Source organism: Streptomyces sp. NPDC054883 (assembly GCF_053610645.1).
In genome coordinates, this window is record NZ_JBSGYT010000028.1 from 68,819 (window position 1) to 93,766 (window position 24,948).

Below are 24,948 nucleotides of genomic sequence, written 5' to 3' on the forward strand. Positions count from 1 at the left end.
TGAGTTCCGCGGGACCGGAGAGTCTCATCTCCGACATCGCCATCCCAGGAGGAACACATGGCTCAGCTCTTGCGGGTCCAGAACTTCAACGTCTCGAGTGACGGCATCGCGGCCGGTGCGGACCAGAGCCTTGAGTGCCCGTTCGGCATCGCCAACCCCGAGCGGCTGTTCGCCTGGGCCGGCGCCACGGCCAGCTGGCCGATGCGCACCGATCCCGGTGGCAGCCGGGGCCTCGATGACTACTTCGCGCGGGACTACGCCCGCAACATCGGCGCCGAGATCATGGGCCGCAACAAGTTCGGGCCGCAGCGTGGGCCCTGGCAGGATTTCGAGTGGCGCGGCTGGTGGGGTGGCCAGCCCCCGTTCCACACGCCGGTGTTCGTCATGACCCACCACGAGCGTCCTTCGTTCACGCTCTCCGACACCACGTTCCACTTCGTCGGGGGCGAGCCCGCCACCGTCCTCGGGCGAGCGCGGGAGGCGGCGCAGGGCAAGGACGTCCGGCTCGGTGGCGGGGTCGGCACCATCAGGCAGTTCCTCGACGCCGACCTGGTCGACACCCTTCATGTGGCGGTCTCGCCGGTGGAGTTCGGGACCGGACTCCGGCTCTGGGAGTCCCCCGACGAGCTGCTCGACCGGTTCCACCTGGAGGTCGTACCGAGCCCGAGCGGAGTGACGCACCACCTCTTCTGGCGGAAGTGACCGGCACTCGGGACCGGCCCCGGCGATCGCCGAGACCCGTTCCGTCCCCTCCGGGCAGCTGACCCGGGTGGTCGAGGCGCCGGCACGTCGCCCCGGTCCGCGCGGGCCGGCATAGGACCCGGAGCCGGGAGGCGCGCGACCAAGGCGGTGGTCCGGTCGTCAGACCCCGTCGACACGGCCCGGCCCGCGGAGGGACTTCGGGGCTCGGGCCGATCGCAGGCCGCTTCGTGGCTGCCCACCGCCGCCGGAAAAGAAGCCCGCGCCGTATGGCCCGGATGGCGTAATCTGGTCGAAAGGTTGCATACGGCGCGCATCGTGCGCGCCGTACCGCGCCTCGTACCCTCGCACGTGGGCCAGGGAGGCGGCGCGTGACCGATCCCTTCGGCTTCCTGAGGATCCCCCGCAGGCCCGTCGCCGCGCGCCCCGTCGCGGAGCGGCTCGGGGACTGGCGCGAGGTGTACGCGGGGCAGGCGCTGCTGCCGCTCGTCTCCGAGCAGGCCGACCGCTGCATGGACTGCGGCATCCCCTTCTGCCACACCGGGTGCCCGCTGGGGAACCTGATACCCGAGTGGAACGCCTACGCCGCGCACGCCGACTGGGGCGCCGCGTACGAGCGGCTGCACGCCACCAACAACTTCCCCGAATTCACCGGCCGGCTCTGCCCGGCGCCCTGCGAGGACGCCTGCGTCCTGGCGATCAACGCGGACCCGGTGACCATCAAGAACGTCGAGCAGACGATCGCGGACGAGGGGCTGCGGCGCGGCTACATGACCCCGCGTCCGCCGGAACGGCGCGGCGGGAGTTCGGTGGGCGTGATCGGCTCCGGCCCGGCCGGGCTGGCCGCGGCGCAGCAGCTGACCCGGGCCGGGCACGCGGTGGTCGTCCACGAGCGGGCCGACCGGATCGGCGGCCTGCTCCGCTACGGCATCCCCGAGTTCAAGATGGAGAAGGCCCACCTCGACCGCCGGATCGAGCAGATGCGGGCCGAGGGCACCTCCTTCGTGACCGCCGCGGACGTCGGCGGCGCCGAACGGGCCGACGAACTGCGCGCCCGCTACGACGCCGTCGTGGTCGCCGTCGGCGCCGGGGAGCGCCGGGAGCTCCCCGTCCCGGGGCGCGGGCTGGGCGGCATCCACCAGGCCATGGACTACCTGACCTGCGCCAACCGGGTGCGCGAGGGCGACCTCGCGGAGTCCCCCCTGACGGCCGACGGCAGCCATGTGGTGATCGTCGGCGGCGGCGACACCGGCTCGGACTGCCTCGGTACGGCCCTGCGGCAGGGCGCGCTCTCGGTGGTGCAGCTCGACATCAATCCGGAACCGGGCCCCGGACGCGGCGACGGCGACCCCTGGCCGACGTACCCGAAGGTGTACCGGATCTCCCACGCGCACGAGGAGGCGCGCGGACGGGCCGGCACCGACCCGCGGCTCTTCTCCTGCGCCACCTTGCGGTTCGAGGGGGACGCCTCCGGCCGGGTACGGGCGCTGCGCCTGACCGCCGTCGAGCCCGAGGCCCGGCAGCCCCTGTCGGGCACGGAGCGGGTGGTACCGGCCGGGCTGGTCCTGCTGGCCCTGGGGTTCTCCGGACCCGAGCGGGCGGGCGGCCTGTGCGAACAGCTGGGGCTGGAGTTCGACGAGCGCGGCAACTTCGCCCGCGACGCGGGCTTCGCCGCCGCCGGCGGGCGGGCCCCGGGGGTGTTCGTCGCCGGTGACGCGGGTCGGGGCCAGTCGCTGGTGGTGTGGGCCATCGCCGAGGGCCGGTCGGCGGCAGCGGCGGTGGACCGCTACCTGACCGGCTCGACCGCCCTGCCGGCGCCGGTCGCCGCGCACGACCGGCCCATGACGGCCCTGGGACGCATGCGGTACGGGGACCTGTAGGCCGGCCCCCGCGCCCCGGCCCTCGCCCTTCGCGGGCCCGCCACCGCGCGGGCCAGGGACGCGGCTCGGCGGGCTCCCGCTGTGCCCGCCCGCCGTGTACCAGCAGGTCGCACAGACGCACAGCAGCGGCGGCCACATGCGCGTCCACCTCATGCGCCGGGTGCCTGCCGACTGGATCGCGGCGAACGGGCTCCGCCCCGACGACACCGGGGGCATCCGTGCACATCTGCCGGGTGAGTACGCGACCTGGTCACCGCGGACACTGCGGACGATCACCGACAACGACGGCGCCTGCGTCGATCGTCCGCTCTTCGCGCCTGCGAACCCGCGCTCGCGCTCGTCCGCTCCCCCGCCCTCGGCGAGGCCGTGCGCGACTACGAGAAGTCGATGCTCCCGCGCTCGACGGAAACGGCCCGGCTGCTCGCAGGCGGCGCCGAGCACCTCCTGTCCGTCCCCGACTCCCAGGGGGCAGACGCGCAGTGGGCCCCGTACGCGGCGCCATCAGCCCGCCGTCCCCGCGCCCCCCGCCGCCGCGGGCGGTGCGGCGTACGGCGTGCGACGCTGGAAGGAGAACGCCCACGAGCGCCCGGAGCCGAGCCCCCAAGGGCCCGGGCGGCCCGGGGCTCGGGAGGTCCGATGGGACGGGATGTCCCGGCGCTGAGGTTCACCCGGGACGACCGGCGCCGATACCGAAGCAAGACGCAATCCTGCCTCGACGCGCTCGCCCGCATGCTGCGCGAGGCCCGGTTCGACCACGACCGGCCCCAGGTCGGCCTCGAGATCGAGCTCAACCTGGTCGACGGTTCCGGCGAGCCGGCCATGCGCAACTCCGACGTCCTCGCCGCCATCGCCGACCCCGCCTGGTCGACCGAGCTGGGCCGCTTCAACCTGGAGGTCAACCTTCCGCCCCGGCGGCTGGCCGAGGGCGGCGGCCCCGACGCCTGGGAGCGGGAGATCCGTGACGCGCTCAACCACGCCGAGGAACGGGCCGCCATGGTCGGCGCCCACCTCGTCATGGTCGGCATCCTGCCGACGCTCCAGCAGAAGGACGTGGGAGAACACGCCCTCTCGGAGAACCCGCGCTACCACCTCCTGAACGAGCAGGTGTTCGCGGCCCGCGGCGAGGACCTGCGGATCGCGCTCGACGGGGTCGAGCGGCTGCGCGCGTACGCCGACACGATCACCCCCGAGGCGGCCTGCACCAGCGTCCAGTTCCACCTCCAGGTCGCACCCGAGGACTTCGCGGCCTACTGGAACGCGGCGCAGGCCGTCGCCGGGGTCCAGGTGGCCCTCGCCGCCAACTCGCCCTTCCTGTTCGGCAAGGAGCTGTGGCGCGAGACCCGGATCCCGCTGTTCGAGCAGGCCACCGACACCCGGCCCGAGGAGATCAAGGTCCAGGGGGTCCGGCCCCGGGTGTGGTTCGGGGAACGCTGGATCACCAGCGTGTTCGACCTCTTCGAGGAGAACCAGCGCTACTTCCCCGCCCTGCTGCCCCTGTGCGAGGACGAGGATCCGCACGCCACCCTCGAGGCGGGGGGCGTTCCCGAGCTCGCGGAGCTGACGCTGCACAACGGAACCGTCTACCGCTGGAACCGTCCGGTGTACGCCGTCGCCCACGGCAAGCCGCACCTGCGGGTGGAGAACCGGGTGCTGCCGGCCGGTCCGACGGTGGCCGACGTCCTCGCCAACGGCGCCTTCTACTACGGCCTGACCCGGGCGCTGGTCGACGAGGAGCGGCCGGTGTGGTCCCGGATGTCCTTCTCCGCCGCGGAGGAGAACCTGCACCTCGCCGCCCGGTACGGCATCGACGCCTCCCTCTACTGGCCCGGCATGGGTGAGGTGCCCGCCGCCGAACTCGTACTGCGCCGGCTGCTGCCGCTCGCGCACCGGGGGCTGGAGGCCACCGGCATGGACGACGTGTGGCGCGAGCAGCTGCTGGGCGTGATCGAGCAGCGCTGCGTGTCCGGACGCAACGGCGCGACCTGGCAGTCGGAGATGTTCCACCACCTCGACCACAACCTGCACCGCCACGAATCGCTGCGCCGGATGACGCGGCAGTACATGGAGTTCATGCACATGAACGCCCCGGTGCACACCTGGCCCGTCGACTGACCGTGGTCCGCGCATCGGCCGTCTCGCGCCACGCCGACGGACCGTCACCCGTCCGGGGGCGCGCGGGTCCGCTCCGGAGCGCGGGCGGGCCCGGGTACGGCACGGTTGTCGTCATGCGCCGCTGGTCTCTGCCTCTGCTCCTCGCCGCCCTGTGCGCGGCCTCCGGATGTGTCGCCGTCCACCCCGCCCCGGGCCGTGCCGCCGGCTCCCCTCCCCTCCCCGTGGCGTCGGACCCGGCCGGGGGAACGGGGGCGGGGCTGCCGCTCTCAGCCCTGCCCGAGCCGCCGCCGACGGATCCCGCCGCCGGTCAGGCCCGCCCGGCCGGGTCCGGCCCCGCGGCGCCTTCGCTCCACGATGCCCCCGGCCGGCCACCGCGGGCCGGGCCGCCGCCGCACCGCCCTGACGGTGCCGGCCCGGACGGGCACCGCCGGGCCGCCGCCCCGCGCCCGGCGGCGAGGCCGAAGGCCCGGGCGAGGCCGGCCGCCCCGCACCGCACCGCACGTCCGGCCCCCGGGGACGGTGCCCCGGACCTGGCAGAGCTGTGCCGCGCCTCGCACGACGTGACCAGCCCCGCCGTCACCAGGCTCTGCCACCGCACGTACGGCTGACGAGCCGGGCTCGGCGGGCGGCCGCAGCGGCCGGATTCAGGCGGACAGCCGTTCCCAGGAGGTCCCGAGACCGTCGAACGACCTTGACGGAGCAGGGCACCGCCCGGCGCCGGCGCCCATCGAACTACAGGACCGCGGCCCCACGGGGCCATGCCGTCCGGCGTGTGTACGGGCCGGGGGGAACGGGGGTGTTCAGGCGGTGCGGCGGGCCCGGAGCACGTCCGGCGCGAGGTCGTCCTCCAGTACGAAGCCGGCCGCCGCGAGTTCCCGGCCGAGCACCTGCCGCGGCAGCGGCCACAGGAGGAAGGACTCCCGTGCATGGCGCAGGACCCGGCCCTGACGGCACACCAGATAGGAGTAGTCGTAGCGGATCCGGCCGTCCTCGGCGCACTGGGTGAGCATCCCGTGGTAGGTGTCGATGCCCAGCCGGACCTGTCCCAGTCCCCGCCGGACCGGCTGTCCGGGCAGACCCGACGGCGGCCGGTCCAAGAAGAGCAGGCCGCCGGTAACCAGCAGCCCGGCCAGCACCCGCCACAGCGCGCGGCGCTCGGCGGGCGGCAGGCAGGGCACCATCCGCAGGCAGACGGCCAGGTCGGCCGGCCCGACCGGCGACAGTTCGAGGGCGGAGCAGGCGTGCACCGTGACCCGGTCCGCGGCGCGGCCGCCGGCCGGCGGGTGCAGCCGGGAGAGCAGTACGGTGCGCATCGCGGGCGAGGGCTCCACCGCGTGGACGGGTACGGTCGAAGCTCCGATCAGCACCTCGGTGACCAGGCCCGTACCCGCACCGACCTCGACGATCCCGAGCCGGGCGGCGGCCGCCGGAGCGGCCAGGGCGAGCGCGTGCCGGTGGTACGCGCGGGCGTGCAGCACGTCGTAGAACTCGGCCGAAACGGCGTACGCCTCAGCGGACTGCTCCCCGGGCAGGCCCCGGTACCCGGGGCGGCCACAGTGCCGCGGCGGCGCCGGTCGTAACTCCACCCGTCTGTCCATCGGGCCATCATGGCCGCAGCCGCTCCGCCCCACGAGCCCTCGATCCGGCCACGGAGGCCGGTCCCCGCCCCCGCCGCCGCCCCGTGCGGACGGGGGCGGCGGCCGGGGCGCCCGGCTAGCGGCCCAGCACCAGTGCCGCGACCGGGGCCGGTACCGCTGCCAGGGCCGCGGGCCGGGCGGTGAAGGTGCCCCGGCCCTGGGTCCGTCCGCGCAGCCGGGACGCGTAGCCGAACAGCTCGGCCAGCGGCACGGCCGCCGTGACGACCGCCGTCCCGGACCCGGACGTGGAGCCCGAGATCCGGCCGCGCCGCGCCGCGAGGTCTCCGAGCACCGCGCCGACACCGTCCTCGGGCACCGTCACCGTGACCTCCACCACGGGTTCCAGCAGCTCCACGGTGCTCGCGCGCAGGGCCTCGCGCAGCGCGAACCGGCCCGCCGCACGGAACGCCGGCTCCGAGGAGTCCTTGGAGTGGGTGGCGCCGTCGGTGAGCGTGACCCGCAGCCCCGTGACCGGGTATCCGCCGAGCGGTCCTCCGGCGAGGGCGTCCCGGCAGCCGGCCTCCACGGCCCGCACGTACTCCTGGGGCACCCGGCCGCCGACGACCGTGGACCTGAACTCGAAGCCCGCTGCCTCCTCCAGCGGTTCGACGTCGATGACGACATGGGCGAACTGGCCCGCGCCACCGTCCTGTTTGACGTGCCGGTGGACGAAGCCGGTCACGCCGCGTACGACGGTCTCCCGGTAGGAGACCTGCGGGCGCCCGACCACCACCTCCACGCCGTGACCGCGGCGGATCTTCTCCACCGCGACCTCCAGGTGGAGTTCGCCCATCCCCGACAGCACCGTCTGGCCGGTCTCCGGGTCGAGGCGCACCGCCAGCGAGGGGTCCTCCTCGACGAGGTGCGCCAGGGCCGTCGAGAGCCGTCCGGTGTCGGCCGCCCGGCCCGCCTCGACCGCCACCGACACCACCGGTTCGGCCACCGAGGGCGGTTCGAGGACCAGCGGCGCCCCGGGGGCCGACAGGGTCGTGCCGGCCCTGGCCGCCTTCAGCCCGATCACGGCGACGATGTCACCCGCCACCGCCTCTTCCCGTTCCTCGTGCCGGTCGGCCTGGACCCGCAGGATCCGGCCGACCCGCTCCGTACGCCCGGTGGCGGCGTCCAGTACGGTCTCGCCCTTGCGCAGCGTGCCCGAGTACAGCCGTACGTAGGTGAGCCGCCCGGTCGGCGTCGCCGTCACCTTGAAGGCGAGCGCCGCGAAGGGGCCGGCCGGGTCGGGTGCGCGCTCCACGTCGACGGCGCCGGAGCTGCCCGCCGCACCCCGTACCGGCGGCATGTCGGCGGGCGACGGCAGGTAGGCGAGGACCGCGTCCAGCAGCGGCTCGATCCCGCGGTTGCGGTACGCCGACCCGCACAGCACGACCACGCCGTCCCCGGCGAGCGTCAGCTCGCGCAGCGCGCGGGCCAGGGTCGGCGCGGTCAGCGCCGAGGCCGCGCAGAACTCCTCCAGCGCGTCCGCGTGCAACGAGGCGACCGTCTCCTCCAGGAGCCGACGGCGGCGCCGCGCCTCCTCGCGCAGTTCCTCGGGCACCGGTCCGCTGTCGTACGCGTCGCCCGGGTCCGCGTCCGCGTGCCAGTGCAGCGCCCGCATCTCCAGCAGGTCGACGACCCCGGTGAAGCCGTCCTCGCGGCCGATGGGCAGCTGGACGACGAGCGGTACCACGCCCAGCCGTTCGCGGATGGAGGCGACGGCCGTGTCGAGGTCGGCGCCCGCCCGGTCGAGCTTGTTGACGAACGCGATCCGCGGCACCGCGTGCCGGTCGGCCTGCCGCCACACGGACTCGCTCTGCGGCTCGACCCCGGCAACCGCGTCGAAGACCGCGATCGCGCCGTCAAGGACGCGCAGGGACCGCTCGACCTCGTCGGCGAAGTCGACGTGACCGGGGGTGTCGATCAGGTTGACGCGGTGGCCGCCCCAGGCGCAGCTCACGGCCGCGGCGAAGATGGTGATGCCGCGGTCGCGTTCCTGGGTGTCGAAGTCGGTGACGGTCGTGCCGTCGTGTACCTCGCCGCGTTTGTGGATGGCGCCGGTCGCGAACAGGATGCGTTCCGTGACGGTGGTCTTGCCCGCGTCGACGTGGGCGAGGATGCCCAGGTTGCGGACGGTGGTGGGAGAAGTGCTGGCGAGGGGTCGCCGGTTGCTGCGCATGGCCCGGGGCCTTTCGAGTGGTACGGAGGCAGGCAGCGCGATTCCCGGAACGGCACAGGGCACACCGGCCCCGCCGCGCCCCGGCCGGGACGGCCTGGGGCGGAGGGGAACGGGGGAACTAGGACAGCGTCACGGGCATCCGGTGGCGGCCGCGCAGCCGGCACCGGGCCCCACGGGACACCGGGATCACGTCGTACCGGGACGGGGGAACGAAGGCGATGGTGCGTCGTGTGCGCACGGCCCGGTTCCCCCTCTCTTCACTCGGCGTCGGGACACGCGGTGCCCTGTCGGCAGCGCGTGCGGCGAGTGTAGTGAAGCCGATCCCACCCGGGCACGGCATTTTCCGCACAGGCGGGGGCGGTAGGGCCGGCCCGGGCCGTCCGGGGGCGCGGACGGCAACGGAGCCGGCGGCCGGGGGAGTACACGGTCCGGCGGGCCCCGTCAGGCCGATGCGTCCCAGGCGGTGGTCAGCCCGTCCAGCCACGCGGGCGGCAGTTCCTCGGCGTCCCACTCCTCCCGCAGCGCCTGCGGGACGGAGACGAGCCGTTCCAGCACGGCGATGCTCGTGGCGGAGTGGACGAGCGAATAGCGGCCGTGCACCGTGATGGCGCTGCCCGGTCCGAACGCCGCGAACAGCCGCTCCAGCCGGCCCCGGTGGGTCGCGGCGAACTCCGTCAGGCGGCCGGCGTACCCCGCCCGCTGCCGGGGGCTCATCGTGCCGAGGACGGCGGTGAGCACCTCCTCGGTCACCTCCGGATCCAGCTCGGAGACCGCGGCGAAGGACAGGTACAGCGGCGTGAGCGCCACCAGCGCCCGCTCCACCTCCATCCGCCCGGCCCGCGGGCGCTCCCCCGCCGGGCCCGGCGGCCCGTCCGCTCCCACGACCCGTTGCAGGGTCCGTTCGGCCACGGCGCCGAGCTCCTCCAGGAGGCACCCGGCGCCGTCGAGCCAGCCCGACTCGTACCCCTCGCCCTTGTCCCCGGGCACACCACGCCCGCCGCCGCTCAGCTCCCCGTGCGCGAGAGCGAGCGCCCCTGCCTCCAGGAGCCCGAGCAGTTCCCGCGCGTCACCGCTCGGCACGCCCGCCCGCGCGAGGAGCTGCAGCAGCGTCGTCCTCACGTTGTCGACGCTGACCTCGTCCGGCCACTGGCGCCCCTCGTCGGCCGCGCTCATCGGGTCCTCCTCGTCTCTCCGGTAGTACGTCTGTCCAACGGGATCGCTCCCATTCGACGGTCCAACGCCCAAGGCCGGGCCGTGCTCCCGGCGGCTCGGCGCAGGGATGAGGCTAACGACTCGGCCGGGGGAATCCGGCCGGACGGCGCCCCGGTGGGAAAGCCGTTCGACCATGCCCCGGCCGTGCCGTAAGGTGGGGTTCACCGACGCGGGGTGGAGCAGCTCGGTAGCTCGCTGGGCTCATAACCCAGAGGTCGCAGGTTCAAATCCTGTCCCCGCTACTGAAGCCGTAGGGCCCGGATCCTTCGAGGATCCGGGCCCTACGGCCGTTCCCGGCGGGGTCCGGCCGGTCGGAGTGCCGGTGCAGCAGCAGCCTTGGTGCCCTTTGGCGGAGCGGCCGCCCCATCGGCCGCCGTCCGGACCCGTTCGGGTGAAGAACCGGACGTATTCGGTCCGTCGTGCCCTCGTACGCGTCATGGTCTCTTGTGGAGAAGACGGGCCGGCGGAAGGGGACGGGGCAGTGCATCTGAGGCGTACGGGAACGGTTCTGGGCGCGGCCGCGCTGACCATGCTGTCGGTCCCGGCCGACGCTCACGCCGCGGCGATCGCCTGTGGCGGAGGTACGTCGACGGGCCGGGTGGCGGTCAACGGCTGCATCAGCGCCCAGCGGGGATCCGTCGGCAGATTCCCCACGCGGGACGTCACGGCGTACGTCAGGGCGCGCAACACGGGAACGAAGGCCCTCAACGTGTCGTACGAGGCCTTCTTCCGCGTGGTGAACGGTGGCCACTGGGAGAAGGTGGGCAGCGGTCGCGCCTACGTCCGGGCAGGCGAGGCCATCGGTCCCGTCGAAGTGGGCAGCACGACCCGGGTGTGCGGCCCCGTGAAGGTCGAGATCCGGGTACACGCCCGGGCCGACGGCGCTGCCTGGAGCGGCTGGTCCGCCGCATCCACGAAGCAGTGTCAGACCTGAGCGGTCAGCCGACCTGGCGGCGGACGAGCTCGTGGAAGGGGCCGTCCGCTTCGGCGAGCAGTTCCGCCGGCGTGCCCTGCTGGGCGATCCGCCCCTGCGACATCACGATCACCCGGTCGGCGTCCATGATCGTGGACAGCCGGTGGGCGATCACGATGCGGGTGCAGCGCTCGGCGCGGGTGGATTCGATCACCACCTTCTGGGCCGCGTTGTCCAGCGCGCTGGTGGCCTCGTCCAGGAACAGGATGCGCGGCTCGCGGATGAGGGCCTGGGCGATCATCAGCCGTTGGCGCTGGCCGCCGGAGACGGTGCCGCCGCCGTCGGAGAGCACCGTGTGCATGCCCATGGGCATCGCCTTTATGTCCTCGGCCAGGCCCGCCCGCGCGGCCGCCTCCCACGCTTCCTCCAGCGAGCACGACTCGGCGCCGCCGATGCAGTCGAGGATCGAGCCGGACAGCGGCTGGGCGTTCTGCAGCACGACGCCGCACTGGCGGCGCACCGCCGCCTGGTCGAGCGCCGCGAGGTCCTGGCCGTCGTAGAGCACGCTGCCGGAGGCGGGGGCGTCGAAGCCGATGAGCAGGCGCAGCAGGGTCGACTTTCCGCAGCCGCTGGCCCCGACGATCGCGACGAACTCCCCCGGGCGCACCTGGAGCGACACGTCGTCCAGGACGAGCGGGCCGTCGTCGGCGTAGCGGTAGGACAGGTTCCGTACCTCGACCGCGCCGCCGAGCGTTCCCGGCCGGATGCCGGAGCCGCGCACTTCGGGGCTCGCCTCCAGGATCGGTTTGACCTCCTCGAACATCGGTTGCACGGCGGCGGCCGACAGGAGCGCGCCGGTCAGCTGCGTCACCGCGGACAGCATCATCGTCACGGCGGTGCTGAAGGTGAGGAACCCGCTCGCGGACATGCTGCCCCGGGCCGGTCCGGCGAGGAGCACGAACATGACGAGCGAACACACCGGCAGGCAGACGGTGTTGAGGACGGTGACGGCGTTCTTGATCCGGCCGATCCGTTGCTGGAGCTCGCGGGTCCGGGCGAACTCCCGGGCCCAGGCGGCGTAGGCGAAGCTCTCGGCGGCGGCCACGCGCAGTTTGGGCAGGCCGCGCAGGGTCTGGAAGGCCTGGTTGTTCAGCTTGTTGCCGAGTCTCACGAGGCGCCGCTGGTAGCGCAGTTGCCACAGGCCCAGGCCCAGGAAGACCGCGGCGACGACGAGCAGCATGGCAACGGCCACCAGCGCCAGCGGCACGCTGTACAGGAGCAACAGGGCGAGGTTCATCGCGGCGACCGCCGCCGCCTGGATGGAAACCGCCCCGATGCCGGATACCGCCCGGCGGATGGAGCTGATCCCCAGGGCGGCGCCGGCCAGTTCGCCGGTGGAGCGGCCCGCGAAGAAGGTGACCGGCAGCCGCAGCAGCCGGTCCCACACGGCGGGCTGCAAGGTTGCCTCGACACGGCCCTCGATGCGCAGGACGCTGATGTTCTGCAGCAGCATGAACGCGGCCGACACGATGCCCGTCGCGATGAGCGCCAGGGTGCTCTGCACGATGAGGCCGCTCTCGGCCCGGGGTACGTACGTGCCGAGTACCCGGCCGGTGGCCAGGGGCACGAACGCCCCCAGACCCACCGCGACGAGGCCGCCCAGGACGAGGCTGCGCAGGTCCCCGCCCGTACCGCGCACGCTGAAGCGGAGCAGCGCGGGCAGGCCCGGCTTGCCGTCGGGCAGCGGACGGCACAGCATCGTGGCGCCCTGTTCGAAGGCGGCCGCGCGGGTCTTGTCGACGCGTTCGCGCAAGCCGGTGGCGGGGTCGACGGCCGTGTACCCGCCGCGCCGCCACAGCAGCGCGACCGGTTGCTGGTCCTTGGTGCGGCGGCCCACCAGGGGCCCGCTGTTCTCCCGCCACCAGGGGCCGGCCAGCCGGACGGGCCGGGTCCGGATCCGCGAGGCGAGCGCGATGCGTTCGAGGGGGTCCGCCCCCTCGGTGGCGGCGCCCGCCGCACCGGGTTCGGACAAGGTGATGCCGGCGTCGCGGGCGACCACACGGCAGGCGGCGAGGGTCGCGTCGTCGCCGGCCGGGCGGGCGGGGCGGGCGCCCCGGCGGGTGCGGCCGATGGAGGCCAGCAGGGCCCGGTCCGCCTGGGTGCGGGCCGCTTCGCCCGCCTCGATTCCGGCGGCCGCACGGTCCTCGTGAGCGCGCTCCAACTGCTCGATCCACCGGTCCAGGGCGTACAGCAGCCGGTACTGCTGGTCGACCATGCCCTGCCACATCGTCCCGTCGACGAGGAGGGTGCCGGCCATGCCGTGGCCCTCGTAGGCCGCCCCGTACTGCACGCTGCCCGGCGCGATCTGCATCCACAGCACGTCGTCGTCGCGGCCCGGGCCGGTGCTGACCCTGCTCTCCAGCGGTGCCTGGTAGAGCACGCGCAGCCCGCGGCCGACGCCGAGCGCGAACGCCTCTTCGAGGGGGCTCAGCGCCCCGCCGGACATACCGTGACCCGCCTGGTCCGCGTACCAGCCCCAGGAGCCGTCCTGCGGGGTCCCGGCAACCGCGGGGTCGGGGCGGAAGAGTTCGCGCAACTCGATGCGGCGGAGCCGGCAGCCGTGCAAGGGCCGGCCGACCAGCGTGTGCGCGCAGCCGTCGGCCGGGCCGAGCAGCAGGGAGCCCTCCGCCAGCCGGCCCAGGAAGTGCCAGTGCCCCTCCAGCGCGGCGTCGACGGCGAACAGGTCCAGCGCGCCGTCCTCGACGAGCCACAGCACGAGCGGGCCCTCCAGGGAGAGGCTGCGCAGGCCCGTACAGTCGACCGGTGAGCCGGCGGCGGCGAGGGCGGCCACGACGGGATCCGGTGCGGCCTGCGGCTGCCACGTGGTGCTCACTCAGTGCTCCTTGACCAGTGCGGCGTACGCGCCCTGGCGGGCGAGCAGGTCCTCGTGCCGGCCGCGCTCGACAACGGTCCCCCGGTCGAGCACCACGATCTCGTCGCTGTCGCGCACGGTGCTCAGCCGGTGGGCGATGACCACGCAGGCGCAGCCGCGGCGGCGCAGGTTGTCCATGACGGTCTGTTCGGTCACCGCGTCCAGGGCGCTGGTCACCTCGTCCAGCACCAGGACGCTGGGGCGGCGCACCAGGGCGCGGGCGATCTCCAGGCGCTGGCGCTGGCCTCCGGAGAAGTTGCGCCCGTCCTGCTCGACCCGGCTGTGGATGCCGCCGGCCCGGCGCGCGACCACGTCGTACACCGCGGCGTCCCGGAGGGCGGCGATGACGGCTTCGTCCGGCAGGGACGGGTCCCACAGGGCGACGTTGTCGCGGACGGTGCCCTCGAAGAGGAAGACGTCCTGGTCGACGAAGGAGACGGAGGCGGCGAGCGCCCCGCGGGGAATGTCCTCCAGGCGCATCCCGTCGATGCGGATGGCGCCCGCCCAGGGGGCGTGCAGGCCGGACATCAGCCGCGAGACGGTTGACTTGCCGCTGCCGGAACCGCCGACGAGCGCGACCTGCCGTCCGGGCCCGACGGAGAGGGAGAAGTCCTTCAACAGCGGCGCGTCCAGCGGGTTGTAGCCGAAGGTGACCTGCTCCAGCTCGACGTGGCCCTTGAGTCGGCGGGTGGCGGCGGGCGGCTCGCGCCGTGCGTACAGCGGATCGACGGGGAAGTTCTCGACGTCCTTGAGGCGGGCCACATCGGCCGCGAAGTCCTGGATCCGCCCGGCGACGCCGCCCAGGCGGGTGATGGGTGCGGTGAAGCTCGTCACCAGTGCCTGGAAGGCGACGAGCAGGCCGACCGAGAGGTGGCCCTCCACCGCACGCAGGCCGCCGATCAGCAGGATCAGTGCGCTGTTGAGCGCGGCGAGCGTGGGCGCGACGATCGCCAGCCAGGCACTGGGTACCCCGAGCCGCTGCTGCACGTCGAGCGTGACGGCGTGCTGGCCCGCCCAGCGGCGGAAGAAGCCGTTCTCGCCGCCGGTGGCCTTCATCGTCTCGATGAGCTGGAGGCCGCTGTACGAGGTGTTGGTGAGCCGGGCGTTCTCGGCGCGCAGCTTCTGGGTGCCGGTGGCCCGCAGCCGGACCACGGTGCGCAGGGCCGCGATGTTCAGGAGCGCCATCAGCACGCCGACGAGGGTGAGTTGGGGATCGTACGTCCACAGCAGTACGGCGTACAGGACGACCACCACGGCGTCGACCCCGGCGGCGGCCAGGTCGCGGGCGAGGGTCTCGGCGACCGCGTCGTTGGACTGGAGGCGCTGGACCAGGTCGGCCGGGTTGCGCTGGGAGAAGAAGGTGACCGGCAGTCTGAGCAGGTGGCGGAAGAAGCGGGCGCTGCCGAGGGTCGAGGAAATGATGCGTCCGCGCAGCAGATTGGCCTGCTGGAGCCAGGTGAGCACCGCCGTGAGGACGAGGGTCACCGCCATCGAGGCGAACAGCACTCCGAGCAGGGAGGTCTGCTGCCCGATCAGGAACATGTCGATGTACGTGCGGCTCAGCGCGGGCACGGTCGCGCCGACGGCCACCAGCAGGAGGCTGGAGACGACGGCGGCGAGCATCGTGGCGGACGTGCCGCGCAGCCGGGCGGGCAGGGCGCCGAGGACACCGGGCTTGCGGCCGGAGCGGCGGAAGCCGGCACCGGGTTCGAAGGTGAGCACGACGCCGGTGAAACTGGTGTCGAACTCGTCCATCGGCACGAACCGGCGCCCCTTGGCGGGGTCGTTGACGTACACGCCCCGGCGGCCGAAGCGGCGGCCCGTGCCGTCGTAGACGACGTAGTGGTTGAACTCCCAGAAGAGGATGGCCGCGGGCCGTACCCCGGCGAGCGCGGCGAGGTCCATCTGCATGCCCTTGGCCTGGAGCCCGTAACCACGGGCCGCACGCAGGAGGTTGGCGGCGCGCGAGCCGTCGCGGGAGACTCCGCAGGCAATGCGCAGTTCCTCCAGGGGGACGAAGCGGCCGTGGTGGCCGAGCACCATGGCCAGCGCGGCGGCGCCGCACTCCACCGCCTCCATCTGGAGCACGGTGGGGGTGCGCACGGGCCGGGGGGTGCGGCCCTTGGGGGCGGGCGCGGGCCTGCGCCGGGAGGAGCGGTGCCCGGTGCCGCCGTGCGTCGCAGGCGTGGTCACTGGGGTGGTCACGGAAGCAGCCAATCGACGGGACGCTGTACGGAGAGGTGGACGGCGCCGGTGACCGGCGTCGGGGAGTCGAGGGGGTACGGGGGGCCGTCGGTGGAGGACCAGCGGTAGCCGGACTTGGTCCGGCGGGTGCGTTCGAGCTGTACGAGGACCGGGACGGGGTTGCCCTGCCGGGCGAAGTCGGCGGCGAGCCGGCCGTCGCCGAGGAACCCGGCGATCTGCGCCGGGGTCTGGGGCGTACGGCCGACCTCTGTGACGCGCCCGCGCAGCACGCCGTAGCGCTGCTGCGGTACCGACGGGACGGCGAGGTCGACGGCGGCGCCGACGGTGATGCCCGCGCCGCTGCCGGCGGGCACGTACAGCACGGCCACCAGCGGGTCGTCGGGGTCCTTCACGCGTTCCACGGTCGCCACGTCCGAGCCGGTCGTGACGACCGCTCCGACCCGTGCGACCAGGGCGGTGACCCGGCCTGCGGCGACGGCACGTACGGTCCGGTCACCGTGCTCGGTACTGAGCTGGAGCAGCGGCGCGCCGGGGGCCAGCAGTTGGCCCTCCTTGGCGAGGACGGCGGTGACCTGTCCGGCGAAGGGGCTCTGCAGCAGGTAGCTCCCTTCGGCGCGGGTGAGCACGCCGGGCGCGCTCAGCTTGGACGACACGGAACCGGTGAGGGCCCAGAATCCGGCGGCCGCCATGACGACGACCGTGACGGCCAGGGCCAGCCGGCCCTGGGGGCGCGCGAACCGCACGGGGAGATCGAGCTCTTCGGGCGACTGCAGCTTGGAGAGCGCCTTTTGACGGAACTGCACGGACTCGGACTCTTCCTTCGGCTGCCTTCGTCACACGGGATGTCAGACGGGATGAACCCCGGAACGGGTGCGTTCCGGGGTTCACTGGTCGAGCGGGACCGCTCAGAGACCGGCGACGCCCGCGCGGACGCCGACGATGCCCTCGACCTGGCCGGGCAGGGCCAGCGCACCGTGCACGGTCTGGAGGGAGGTGACGGTGCCAAGCAGGTGCTGGACGTCGCCGGTCACGCCGCCGAGGAGGCCGCCGCCGATGGAGACACCGCCGGAAACGGCGTCCAGCTCGTCGTCGGCGATCTCGCGGGTCTCGATGTCGTTACGCATGGGAGCGCACCCTTCGTTCGTTCGAAAGTGTTCTTGATGGGGGGTGTGGGCAGGCCGCGACAGGGCGGTCCGACCACCTGCGCGAGGGCCTCGGCCGGCGTGGAAGCCGTTTCCGAAACCGCTGCGGTGCGCCGATGTAAGCACGCCAACGGGTGACGGAGCGAACCGTGTTGACGGCTGTGAGCAGGCAGAACATCCGGCGGGCGGGGAGGTTTTTCGATTCGTCCGGCAGATCGCCACACGTTCCCCACAAGATCGAGTAACACATCTGTGCAGCGCCGCGCCATGGAGGGAGATAAGGGCCATACCGGGAGCAGTTGCCTCTAGCATTTCCGGCATACCGCCCCGTCACGCAAGGGGAGGCATCCACTCCACTCTCACCGTGTGAAGATTTGCCGCAGCAACCCTCGGCTGTCACGGCGTTACACAGCGTGAGGGCGGCTACTTGGGATCGCGGTTGAACTTCGAGGTCGACCAGAGGTAGCCGAGCACCGCGAGGCCCAGGCACCAGCCGACGGCGAGCCATCCGTTGTTGCCGATCCCGGTGCCGAGCAGCAGGCCGCGCAGGGTTTCGATGGCCGGCGTGAACGGCTGGTACGCGGCGACCGGTTGGAACCAGCCCGGCATGGCGTCGATGGGCACGAAGGCGCTGGAGAGGAGCGGCAGCAGGATCAGGGGCGTGGCGTTGTTGGCGGCGGCTTCGGCGTTCGGGCTGACCAGGCCCATGCCGACGGCGATCCAGGTGAGCGCCGTGGCGAAGAGCACGAGCAGTCCGAATGCCGCGAGCCACTCCAGGGCGGTGGCATTGGTGGAGCGGAAGCCGATGGCCACCGCGACGGCGCCGACGAGGAGCACGCTGATGACCGACTGCAGCACGCTGCCGATGACATGACCGACGATCACGGAACCGCGGTGGATCGCCATCGTGCGGAAGCGGGCGATGATGCCCTCGGTCATGTCGTTGGAGACGGAGACGGCGGTGCCGACCACCGTGCTGCCGACGGTCATCAGCAGCAGGCCCGGAACGATGTAGGCGATGTACCGGGAGCGGTCCGGTGCGCCGCCGCCGATGCCCGCGCTCATGGTGTCGCCGAAGACGTAGACGAAGAGCAGCAGCAGCATGATCGGCGTGAGCAGCAGGTTCAGGGTGAGGGACGGATAGCGCCGGGCGTGCAGCAGGTTGCGGCGCAGCATCGTGGAGGAGTCGCGTACGGCGAGGGAGAGGGAGCTCATCGGACAGCCTCCTTGGGCTGGTCGGGGACAGCGGCGTCACCGGTCAGGGCGAAGAACACGTCGTCGAGGTCGGGGGTGTGCACGGTGAGCTCGTCGGCTTCGATGCCGCCCGCGTCCAGCCGGTCGAGCAAGGAACGCAGTTCGCGCTGGCTGCCGTCGCTGGGGACCCGCAGGGCGAGGGATTCCTCGTCCCGGGACGCCTCGGGCAGTGCGGTGACTGCGCTCCGGTACGCGGCCGGGTCGGTGAAGCGCAGCCGCACGTGGCCGCCGGGGACGAGCCGCTTGAGCTCCTCGGCGGTACCTTCGGCGGCGATCTTCCCGTCGTGGAGCACGGCGATGCGGTCGGCGAGTTCGTCGGCTTCCTCCAGGTACTGGGTGGTGAGGAAGACGGTGACGCCGTCCGCGACGAGCTCGCGGATGATCTGCCACATGTTGTGCCGGGAGCGCGGGTCGAGGCCGGTGGTCGGCTCGTCGAGGAAGATGATCCGCGGATTGCCGACCAGGGTCATGGCGATGTCCAGTCGGCGCCTCATGCCGCCGGAGTAGGTGGACGCGGGCTTCTTGGCGGCTTCGGTGAGGTCGAAGCGCTCCAGCAGTTCGGCGGTGACCCTCCGCCCCTCGCGCTTGGACAGGTGGTTCAGGTCCGCCATGAGGAGCATGTTCTCCTCACCGGTGATCAGACCGTCGACGGCCGAGAACTGCCCGGTGACCCCTATCGCGCTGCGCACGGCCTGCGGGGCGGTGGTGAGGTCGTGGCCGCCGACGTTGATCTCGCCCGCGTCGGCGGTGACGAGGGTGGAGAGGATCTTCACGGCGGTGGTCTTGCCGGCGCCGTTCGGGCCGAGCAGGGAGAAGACCGTTCCTTCGGGGACTGCCAGGTCGATGCCGTCGAGGACGCTCTTGTCGCCGTAGGACTTGCGCAGCCCGTGCGCGGCGATGGCCAACTCGCTCATGTGGGAAGCTCCTTCGGGGGCTGCGGACTACAGGCTGCGGGCGGTGACGTCGCCGTAGGCGGTGGTCGCGTGGATGTCGAGGCCGGCAGCGGCGCCGTCGGCGTTCTTGAGCGCGTTGTGGATCCGGCCGTAGGAGGTACCGGCATCCAGGGAGGCGGAGACGCCGCGGGCGGCGCCGACCGAGATCCCGCCGTACTCGGTGCGCAGCGCCAGCGTGCCGCGTACGGCCTCGGAGACGGTGATGTCGCCCTTCTGGGTGCTGATCTGCGCGGATCCGCACAGGCGGCCGACCGTGATGTCACCGGCGAGGACGGTGAGGCGGGCGCTTTCGGCCTCGTCGAGCTTGACCGAGCCCTGGGCGGCGTCGAAGGCGACGTCGCCGAGCCGCCCGACGCCCCGGAGTTCGGCGGCGGCTGCCTTGGCCTCGACGCGGGAGCCGGCGGGCAACTGGACGGTCACCTCCACGGATCCGGTGGCGCCGATGATCCGGTTCTTCGCCTCCGGGACCTCGATCCGCAGCACGCCGTCGCCGTACGCGACCGTGGTCTGCTCCGCCGCCTTCACGTCGCGGCTCTTGGCGGCGTCCGCGGGCAGCACCTCGACCGTGGTGTCGGCCCGGTCGGCGGCGATGAACCGGATGCGGCCGGCGGGGACGTCCAGGACGACCGAGACCGGGGCGGGGGCGTCGAACTTCTGCATCGTGCTCTCCTTTTTCACCGGCGGGCGCCGCTGCGGCGCGCCGTTTCTGATGAATGAAAAGCTACGTTGCATTCACTGATCTGCCAACGCCTTCGTTGCGTGCCGATGCTGTTCTCGCAGGTGATGGCCTATATTTCGTTGCAATGCTCTCAAGGCTAATGCAACAACTTCAACTGCCTTCGTTGCAATGAACTGAGAGTGAACGCTATACTGGAAGCTCACGACACCGAAGGAGACCGCGATGCCCGGAGGCCGACTCACCCAGCAGGAACGCCAGCAGATCGCGCTGGGCCTGGCCGACGGCCTCGCCTACGCGGAGATCGCCAGGCGCCTCGACCGCCCGACCTCGACCGTCACGCGCGAGGTCATGCGCAACGGCGGCCCCACCACGTATCGCGCCGACCTCGCCCACCGGGCCACCGAACGCCGCGCCCACCGCCGCGGCCAGGCCGCACCCCGGCAGTCGAACACGACCCCGCATGCCCACGGACGCGACCCCGAAGCCGTGCGCGAGTACGAGGAGGTGTTCACCACCGTCCTCATGGGATCGGGCCTGGCCAAGATGATGTCCCGGGTGCTGGCCTGCATCTACACCACCGACGCGGGCAGCCTCACCGCGTCCGAACTCGTCCAGCGCCTCCAGGTCAGCCCGGCGTCCATCTCCAAGGCGATCGCGTTCCTGGAGAGCCAGGGCCTCGTCCGCCGCGAGCGCGACGAACGCCGCCGCGAGCGCTACTTCGTCGATGACGACATCTGGTACCAGTCCATGATGGCCAGTGCCCGCTCCACCGCCCAACTCGTCGAAACCACCAGGCAGGGCGTCGCCGTGCTCGGCCCCGGCACCCCGGCCGCCACCCGCCTGGAGAACATCGCCCGCTACCTCGACTTCATCTCCGAGAGCATCACCCGCGCCGCGGAGCAGGCCCGCGACGTCCTCTACACGAAAGCCGAACCGGCATCGCCGGACACCGCCGGTCCGGGTGCCCCGGTGTGAGGCGCGCCGGGCGCCGGAGTCTTCCCCGCGCGCTCCGACCCCCGGGCGGGGGCCGGCCGGCGGCACGTTCAGCGGTGCAGCAGCTGCGTCCAGTCCTGCGGAACCCGGTCGGCCGGTCCCGGCGTCGGCTGGTCGGCCGGGTGGCCGTCCGGCGGCGCCAGCTCGGGCCCGGACTCGTACAGCTCGTCGCTCCGGTAGTCCCAGAACCACTCCTCGCCCGGCTCGAAGCTCTGCACCAGGGGATGGCCGGTCGACCTCCAGTGGGCGGTGGCGTGTTGGGCCGGGGAGGAGTCACAGCAGCCGATGTGGCCGCACTGGGCGCAGCGCCGCAGGTGGAACCACCAGCCGCCCGCTTCGTCGCATTCGACGCAGCCGGTGCCGCTGGGCGGGGCTTTCGGGTCGATGCCCTCGATGCCGGTCATACGGGCTCCTCGGCGGTCTCGGTTGGGGAGGCGGTCTCGGATTGCGGGGCGGTCAGCGGCAGCAGGACCTGGAAGCGGGTGTCGCCCGGCGCGGACTCGACCTGGAGGCTGCCGTGGTGCTTGTTCACGACGATGCGCCAGGAGATGTCCAGGCCGAGACCGGTGCCCTCGCCGACCGGCTTGGTGGTGAAGAAGGGATCGAAGATGCGGCTGCGGATGTCCGCCGGGACACCGGGTCCGGTGTCCCGGAACTCCACCAGCAGCCGGTCCCCCTCCCGTGCCGTGCGGAGCGTCAGCGTGCCGTCGCCGCCGGTGCTCCCGATGGCGAAGACGGCGTTGTCGATGAGGTTGGTCCACACCTGGTTGAGCTCCGCCGGGTAGGCGGGCACCTCCGGCAGGGAGCGGTCGTAGTCCTTGACCACCCGGACGCGCGGACCGATCTTTCCGGACAGCATCAGCAGGGTGCTGTCGAGGAGTTCGTGTACATCGACGACCCGGTGCGGGGCGCGGTCGAGCTGCGAGTACTGCTTGGCCGCGTCCACGAGGTGGGAGATGCGGGTGGTGGCGTCGTTGATCTCGTCCATCAACAGCTCGGTCTCCACGGTGTAGTTGAGCCAGCCGATGGCGCCGGGCAGGATGTCCTCGGCGACGGTCGCCGCGACCTGCTCCAGCCAGTCCGTGTCGAGGCCTGCCTGGACGAAGACGGGCGCGATCCGCCACCCCTCCGCGATGCCGTGGCCGTCGAGCCAGTCGGCGAGCTCGTCCTCGCGGTCGGATGCCTCCAGCGGGCTCAACACCGTCGCTTTGGCGACCCGTTCGGCGGTCCGCTCCTGAATCTCGATGAGGTCGGCGAGCGTCTCGCGCGAATAGGGGCCCTGGGCGATGACGGCCAGCTTGTGCCGCATCTTGCTCACCCGCTCGCGCAGCGCAGCGGTGGCCCGGACGGCCGCCGCGGCCGGGTTGTTGAGCTCGTGGGTGAGCCCGGCGGACAGTGATCCGAGGGCCAGTAGCCGCTCCCGCTGCCCGATCGCCCGTTGGGTGTTCTTCGCACCGAAGAAGAGCCCCTCCAGCAGGTGCGCGGCCATCGGGAACCAGTCCTGCATGACGTCCGCGAACGACTGCGCGGGCAGCACGAAGAACCGGGTCGGCTCGGTCACCCGCATGGAGTTGGTGTACACCTGCGGCACCCTGTCACCCAGGTAGGCCTGCATGGCCCCCGCGTACACCCCGCGCTGGGAGGTGCGGCTCACCTCCACGTCGTCGCCACCGACCCGGCGGTACAGCACGACGGTGCCCTCGATCATCACGTAGAAGCAGGTGGCCGGGTCGCCTTCGGCGTACACCGGGCCGGCTTCGAACCGCTCCACCCGCCCCTCGACGCACAGCCGGCCGATCTGCTCCGGGGAGAGCTTCTCGAACAGGAACAGCGAGGCGAGCTCCTGCGGGCCGCACGGCATGGCCTGTCCGCTCATGATTGCTCCAAGTACCGGTGGACGAGCATCACTGCCATGGCTCCCTCTCCGACGGCGGACGCGACGCGCTTCGCGGACTGGGCGCGGGCGTCGCCCGCGACGAACACGCCGGGAACGTTGGTCTCCAGGTGGTACGGGGGCCGGTCCAGTTCCCACTCGGCCGGCGGTCGCCCGTCCGGCGTGAGGTCCGGGCCGGCCAGGATGAAGCCCCGGTCGTCGCGCAGCACCGTACCGTCCAGCCAGTCGGTCAGCGGGGCCGCGCCGATGAAGACGAACATCCACTGCGCGTCCACGAGTTCGGTCGCGCCGCTCGCCGTGTCCCGCAGCGTCAGCTGCTCCAGGTGCCCGTCGCCGTGCGCCGCGTCGACGACGGTCCGGGTCCGGACCGTGATGTTCGGCGTCTGCTCGATCTGCTGGATCAGGTAGTACGACATCGATGCCGTCAACGACTCACCGCGCACCAGCAGCGTCACCGATTTGGCGCCCCGCGCCAGGTACATCGCCGCCTGGCCGGCGGAATTGGCGCCGCCCACGATGTACACGTCCTGCCCCTGGCATGCGGCGGCCTCGGTCAGCGAGGAGCCGTAGTACACCCCGCAGCCGGTCAGGCCTTCGCAGCCCGGTGCCCGCAGCTGCCGGTAGGACACGCCGGTCGCCAGGATGACGCTGTGAGCGGCGATCACCGAGCCGTCGGCGAAGCGGACGACGCGCGCCGCGCCGTTGGCCTCCAGCCCCGTGACTTCGCGCGCGGTGAGGATCTCGGCGCCGAACCTGCCGGCCTGGCGGCGGGCACGTTCCGTGAGCTGGGCGCCGGACACGCCGTCCGGGAAGCCGAGGTAGTTCTCGATGCGGGAGCTCTGCCCGGCCTGTCCGCCGGTCGCCGACCGCTCGACCAGTACCGTCCGCAGCCCCTCGGAGGCTCCGTACACGGCCGCGCCCAGCCCGGCCGGGCCGCCGCCGATGACGACGAGGTCGTAGAAGTCGGCGGCCGGCGTCGTCGCGAGCCCCACGCGGGAGGCCAGCTCGGGCGTCTCCGGCTCGATCAGGACGGCGCCCTCCGGAGTGATCACCAGGGGCAGTCGCGCTCCGTCGGCCCCGGCCGCCTCCAGCAGACGCTTGCCCTCGGGCTCGTCGGAGGAGTACCAGCGGTAGGGCACCTGGTTGCGGGCGAGGAACTCCCTCACCTCCGAGGAGTGCGCCGACCAGCGGTGTCCGACCACCTTGGTGGTGGGCACCGGCCGGTAGTCCCTGGCGCGCCAGGCGGCCAGCAGGTCGTCCAGGACCGGGTAGAGCTTTTCCTCCGGCGGGTCCCACGGCTTGAGGAGGTAGTGGTCGAGGTCGACGACGTTGATCGCGTCGATCGCCGCGTCGGTGTCGGCGTAGGCGGTCAGCAGCACGCGTCGCGCGCCCGGGTACACGCTGATGGCCTGTTCGAGGAACTCGATGCCGTTCATCTGTGGCATGCGGTAGTCGGCCAGGATCACCGCCACCAGGTCGCCCCGGAGTTTCAGCTCGCGCAGGGCGTCCAGCGCGGATTCGCCGGACTCGGCGCGTACGATCCGGTACCCGGCGCCGTAGCGGCGCCGCAGGTCGCGGGCGATGGCACGGGACACTCCCGGGTCGTCATCCACGGTCAGGATGACGGTCCGCGCCGTGTCGGCGGCCTGTTCCATACGTCTCCAACCCCGAGCGGTCCGGACCGGCCCTCGGCGAGGTGCCTCGGCCGGTCTGCCAATCGTATGTTTGGCCGCCTCGGTTTGCTCCTGGGCACCGCGGACCGTGCGCTGCGGGCACATAGGGGGTCGCGCACGGTCAACACTGATGGCCGGGCCGCGCTCGCGCGGATCACCCCGGCGCACCGGCCTGGGGTGCGACATCGCCCCTCGGGCACCCGGCCCGCTGGTCAGACGGCGGTGAAGACGTCGTCGCGTGCGCCGTCGAGGACGAATCCGTTGTCGAAGCGCACCCGGACGGTCACCCCCGCGCCCTGCTCCTGGTGGGCGGCCCACGCGGGCTCCAGGGAGCCGACCTTCTCCTCCAGCTGCCTCCTGCTCTCCGGTGGCATGTCCTGCCCGAAGGAATCGAGGAGCGATTTGAGCCGCTCGTACTCACGGACGTCCCGGCCCGGATCCCGCTCCGCGACCACTCGGTCGACGGTGCCCTCGGTGCCCGTGGCCAGGGCCAGGAACCCGGCGACGGGGGGGGGGGGGCGCCCCCCCCCCCCGACCCCCCCCTCCGGCCCCCCCCTGTCCAATGGCAGCATCACCCCCAGCGCGATAAGTAGCCTCAAG

At 72.8% G+C, this 24,948-nt stretch carries 19 protein-coding genes and 1 tRNA gene; 6 read left to right on the forward strand and 14 right to left on the reverse strand.

From position 1 onward, the window contains the following. The first annotated feature begins 57 nt into the window (after nt 1-57). From ACWGH1_RS21360 to ACWGH1_RS21370, 3 genes are all read left to right on the forward strand, one after another. Nucleotides 58-702, forward strand: a complete 645-nt coding sequence (locus ACWGH1_RS21360) for a dihydrofolate reductase family protein (protein ID WP_453356017.1) — start codon at nt 58-60, stop codon at nt 700-702. A gap of 368 nt (nt 703-1,070) precedes the next feature. Next, nucleotides 1,071-2,579 (forward strand): glutamate synthase subunit beta, encoded by a 1,509-nt coding sequence (locus ACWGH1_RS21365; RefSeq protein WP_453355812.1) that lies wholly within the window; start codon nt 1,071-1,073, stop codon nt 2,577-2,579. Nucleotides 2,580-3,215: 636 nt separating this feature from the next. After that, nucleotides 3,216-4,691: a glutamate-cysteine ligase family protein gene (locus tag ACWGH1_RS21370; RefSeq protein ID WP_453355811.1), complete on the forward strand. Its 1,476-nt coding sequence runs from the start codon at nt 3,216-3,218 to the stop codon at nt 4,689-4,691. An 800-nt stretch (nt 4,692-5,491) separates the two neighbouring features. On the opposite strand, the gene ACWGH1_RS21375 is transcribed toward ACWGH1_RS21370, so the two are convergent. The 3 genes from ACWGH1_RS21375 to ACWGH1_RS21385 form a co-directional block, all read right to left on the reverse strand. Further along, nucleotides 5,492-6,289, reverse strand: a complete 798-nt coding sequence (locus ACWGH1_RS21375) for a class I SAM-dependent methyltransferase (protein ID WP_453355810.1) — start codon at nt 6,287-6,289, stop codon at nt 5,492-5,494. Between the two features lie 115 nt (nt 6,290-6,404). Next, nucleotides 6,405-8,498: an elongation factor G gene (gene fusA, locus ACWGH1_RS21380; RefSeq protein WP_453356776.1), complete on the reverse strand. Its 2,094-nt coding sequence runs from the start codon at nt 8,496-8,498 to the stop codon at nt 6,405-6,407. A gap of 441 nt (nt 8,499-8,939) precedes the next feature. Continuing rightward, nucleotides 8,940-9,671: a hypothetical protein gene (locus ACWGH1_RS21385; RefSeq protein ID WP_453356777.1), complete on the reverse strand. Its 732-nt coding sequence runs from the start codon at nt 9,669-9,671 to the stop codon at nt 8,940-8,942. Between the two features lie 207 nt (nt 9,672-9,878). Here ACWGH1_RS21385 and ACWGH1_RS21390 point away from each other — a divergent pair. Both ACWGH1_RS21390 and ACWGH1_RS21395 read left to right on the forward strand, forming a co-directional pair. Next, nucleotides 9,879-9,952 (forward strand) — tRNA-Met (locus tag ACWGH1_RS21390). A gap of 239 nt (nt 9,953-10,191) precedes the next feature. Further along, nucleotides 10,192-10,644 (forward strand): hypothetical protein, encoded by a 453-nt coding sequence (locus ACWGH1_RS21395; RefSeq protein ID WP_453355750.1) that lies wholly within the window; start codon nt 10,192-10,194, stop codon nt 10,642-10,644. Nucleotides 10,645-10,648: 4 nt separating this feature from the next. Here the strand turns inward: ACWGH1_RS21395 and ACWGH1_RS21400 are convergent, their stop codons facing one another. From ACWGH1_RS21400 to ACWGH1_RS21430, 7 genes are all read right to left on the reverse strand, one after another. Then, on the reverse strand, nt 10,649-13,516 hold the full coding sequence (locus ACWGH1_RS21400; RefSeq protein ID WP_453355751.1) for an NHLP bacteriocin export ABC transporter permease/ATPase subunit: 2,868 nt from the start codon (nt 13,514-13,516) through the stop codon (nt 10,649-10,651). Next, complete coding sequence (locus tag ACWGH1_RS21405) at nt 13,517-15,658, reverse strand: NHLP family bacteriocin export ABC transporter peptidase/permease/ATPase subunit (RefSeq protein ID WP_453408912.1); 2,142 nt, start codon at nt 15,656-15,658, stop codon at nt 13,517-13,519. Between the two features lie 98 nt (nt 15,659-15,756). Continuing rightward, entirely contained in the window at nt 15,757-16,563 is an 807-nt protein-coding gene (locus ACWGH1_RS21410; protein WP_453354144.1) for an HlyD family efflux transporter periplasmic adaptor subunit, read from the reverse strand. Between the two features lie 102 nt (nt 16,564-16,665). Continuing rightward, a complete protein-coding gene (locus ACWGH1_RS21415) occupies nt 16,666-16,884 on the reverse strand; it encodes a hypothetical protein (protein ID WP_453354145.1) in 219 nt (72 codons plus the stop codon). Nucleotides 16,885-17,325: 441 nt separating this feature from the next. After that, complete coding sequence (locus ACWGH1_RS21420; protein WP_453354146.1) at nt 17,326-18,117, reverse strand: ABC transporter permease; 792 nt, start codon at nt 18,115-18,117, stop codon at nt 17,326-17,328. Continuing rightward, a complete protein-coding gene (locus tag ACWGH1_RS21425) occupies nt 18,114-19,070 on the reverse strand; it encodes an ATP-binding cassette domain-containing protein (protein ID WP_453354147.1) in 957 nt (318 codons plus the stop codon). Before ACWGH1_RS21425 ends, ACWGH1_RS21420 begins: the two co-directional genes overlap by 4 nt. A gap of 27 nt (nt 19,071-19,097) precedes the next feature. Beyond that, on the reverse strand, nt 19,098-19,769 hold the full coding sequence (locus tag ACWGH1_RS21430; RefSeq protein WP_453354148.1) for a DUF4097 family beta strand repeat-containing protein: 672 nt from the start codon (nt 19,767-19,769) through the stop codon (nt 19,098-19,100). Between the two features lie 241 nt (nt 19,770-20,010). On the opposite strand from ACWGH1_RS21430, the gene ACWGH1_RS21435 reads away from it, so the two are divergent. Further along, nucleotides 20,011-20,763: a helix-turn-helix domain-containing protein gene (locus tag ACWGH1_RS21435; protein ID WP_453354149.1), complete on the forward strand. Its 753-nt coding sequence runs from the start codon at nt 20,011-20,013 to the stop codon at nt 20,761-20,763. 68 nt (nt 20,764-20,831) lie between these two features. On the opposite strand, the gene ACWGH1_RS21440 is transcribed toward ACWGH1_RS21435, so the two are convergent. The 4 genes from ACWGH1_RS21440 to ACWGH1_RS21455 form a co-directional block, all read right to left on the reverse strand. Beyond that, entirely contained in the window at nt 20,832-21,185 is a 354-nt protein-coding gene (locus ACWGH1_RS21440; protein WP_453354150.1) for a UBP-type zinc finger domain-containing protein, read from the reverse strand. Continuing rightward, nucleotides 21,182-22,657, reverse strand: a complete 1,476-nt coding sequence (locus ACWGH1_RS21445; protein WP_453354151.1) for an ATP-binding protein — start codon at nt 22,655-22,657, stop codon at nt 21,182-21,184. Before ACWGH1_RS21445 ends, ACWGH1_RS21440 begins: the two co-directional genes overlap by 4 nt. Next, nucleotides 22,654-24,330, reverse strand: coding sequence for an FAD-dependent oxidoreductase (locus ACWGH1_RS21450; protein WP_453354152.1), 1,677 nt, complete (start codon nt 24,328-24,330; stop codon nt 22,654-22,656). Before ACWGH1_RS21450 ends, ACWGH1_RS21445 begins: the two co-directional genes overlap by 4 nt. A 230-nt stretch (nt 24,331-24,560) precedes the next feature. After that, on the reverse strand, nt 24,561-24,803 hold the full coding sequence (locus ACWGH1_RS21455) for a hypothetical protein (protein WP_453408911.1): 243 nt from the start codon (nt 24,801-24,803) through the stop codon (nt 24,561-24,563). Nucleotides 24,804-24,948: the final 145 nt, after the last annotated feature.

Bases quoted from the DNA above. Each gene is read 5' to 3' on its own strand.
- ACWGH1_RS21370 (WP_453355811.1), top strand. From the start codon at position 3,216: ATGGGACGGGATGTCCCGGCGCTGAGGTTCACCCGGGACGACCGGCGC.
- ACWGH1_RS21425 (WP_453354147.1), bottom strand. From the start codon at position 19,070: ATGAGCGAGTTGGCCATCGCCGCGCACGGGCTGCGCAAGTCCTACGGC.
- fusA (WP_453356776.1), bottom strand. From the start codon at position 8,498: ATGCGCAGCAACCGGCGACCCCTCGCCAGCACTTCTCCCACCACCGTC.
- ACWGH1_RS21360 (WP_453356017.1), top strand. From the start codon at position 58: ATGGCTCAGCTCTTGCGGGTCCAGAACTTCAACGTCTCGAGTGACGGC.
- ACWGH1_RS21420 (WP_453354146.1), bottom strand. From the start codon at position 18,117: ATGAGCTCCCTCTCCCTCGCCGTACGCGACTCCTCCACGATGCTGCGC.
- ACWGH1_RS21440 (WP_453354150.1), bottom strand. From the start codon at position 21,185: ATGACCGGCATCGAGGGCATCGACCCGAAAGCCCCGCCCAGCGGCACC.
- ACWGH1_RS21435 (WP_453354149.1), top strand. From the start codon at position 20,011: ATGCCCGGAGGCCGACTCACCCAGCAGGAACGCCAGCAGATCGCGCTG.
- ACWGH1_RS21445 (WP_453354151.1), bottom strand. From the start codon at position 22,657: ATGAGCGGACAGGCCATGCCGTGCGGCCCGCAGGAGCTCGCCTCGCTG.
- ACWGH1_RS21430 (WP_453354148.1), bottom strand. From the start codon at position 19,769: ATGCAGAAGTTCGACGCCCCCGCCCCGGTCTCGGTCGTCCTGGACGTC.
- ACWGH1_RS21385 (WP_453356777.1), bottom strand. From the start codon at position 9,671: ATGAGCGCGGCCGACGAGGGGCGCCAGTGGCCGGACGAGGTCAGCGTC.
- ACWGH1_RS21450 (WP_453354152.1), bottom strand. From the start codon at position 24,330: ATGGAACAGGCCGCCGACACGGCGCGGACCGTCATCCTGACCGTGGAT.
- ACWGH1_RS21375 (WP_453355810.1), bottom strand. From the start codon at position 6,289: ATGGACAGACGGGTGGAGTTACGACCGGCGCCGCCGCGGCACTGTGGC.
- ACWGH1_RS21415 (WP_453354145.1), bottom strand. From the start codon at position 16,884: ATGCGTAACGACATCGAGACCCGCGAGATCGCCGACGACGAGCTGGAC.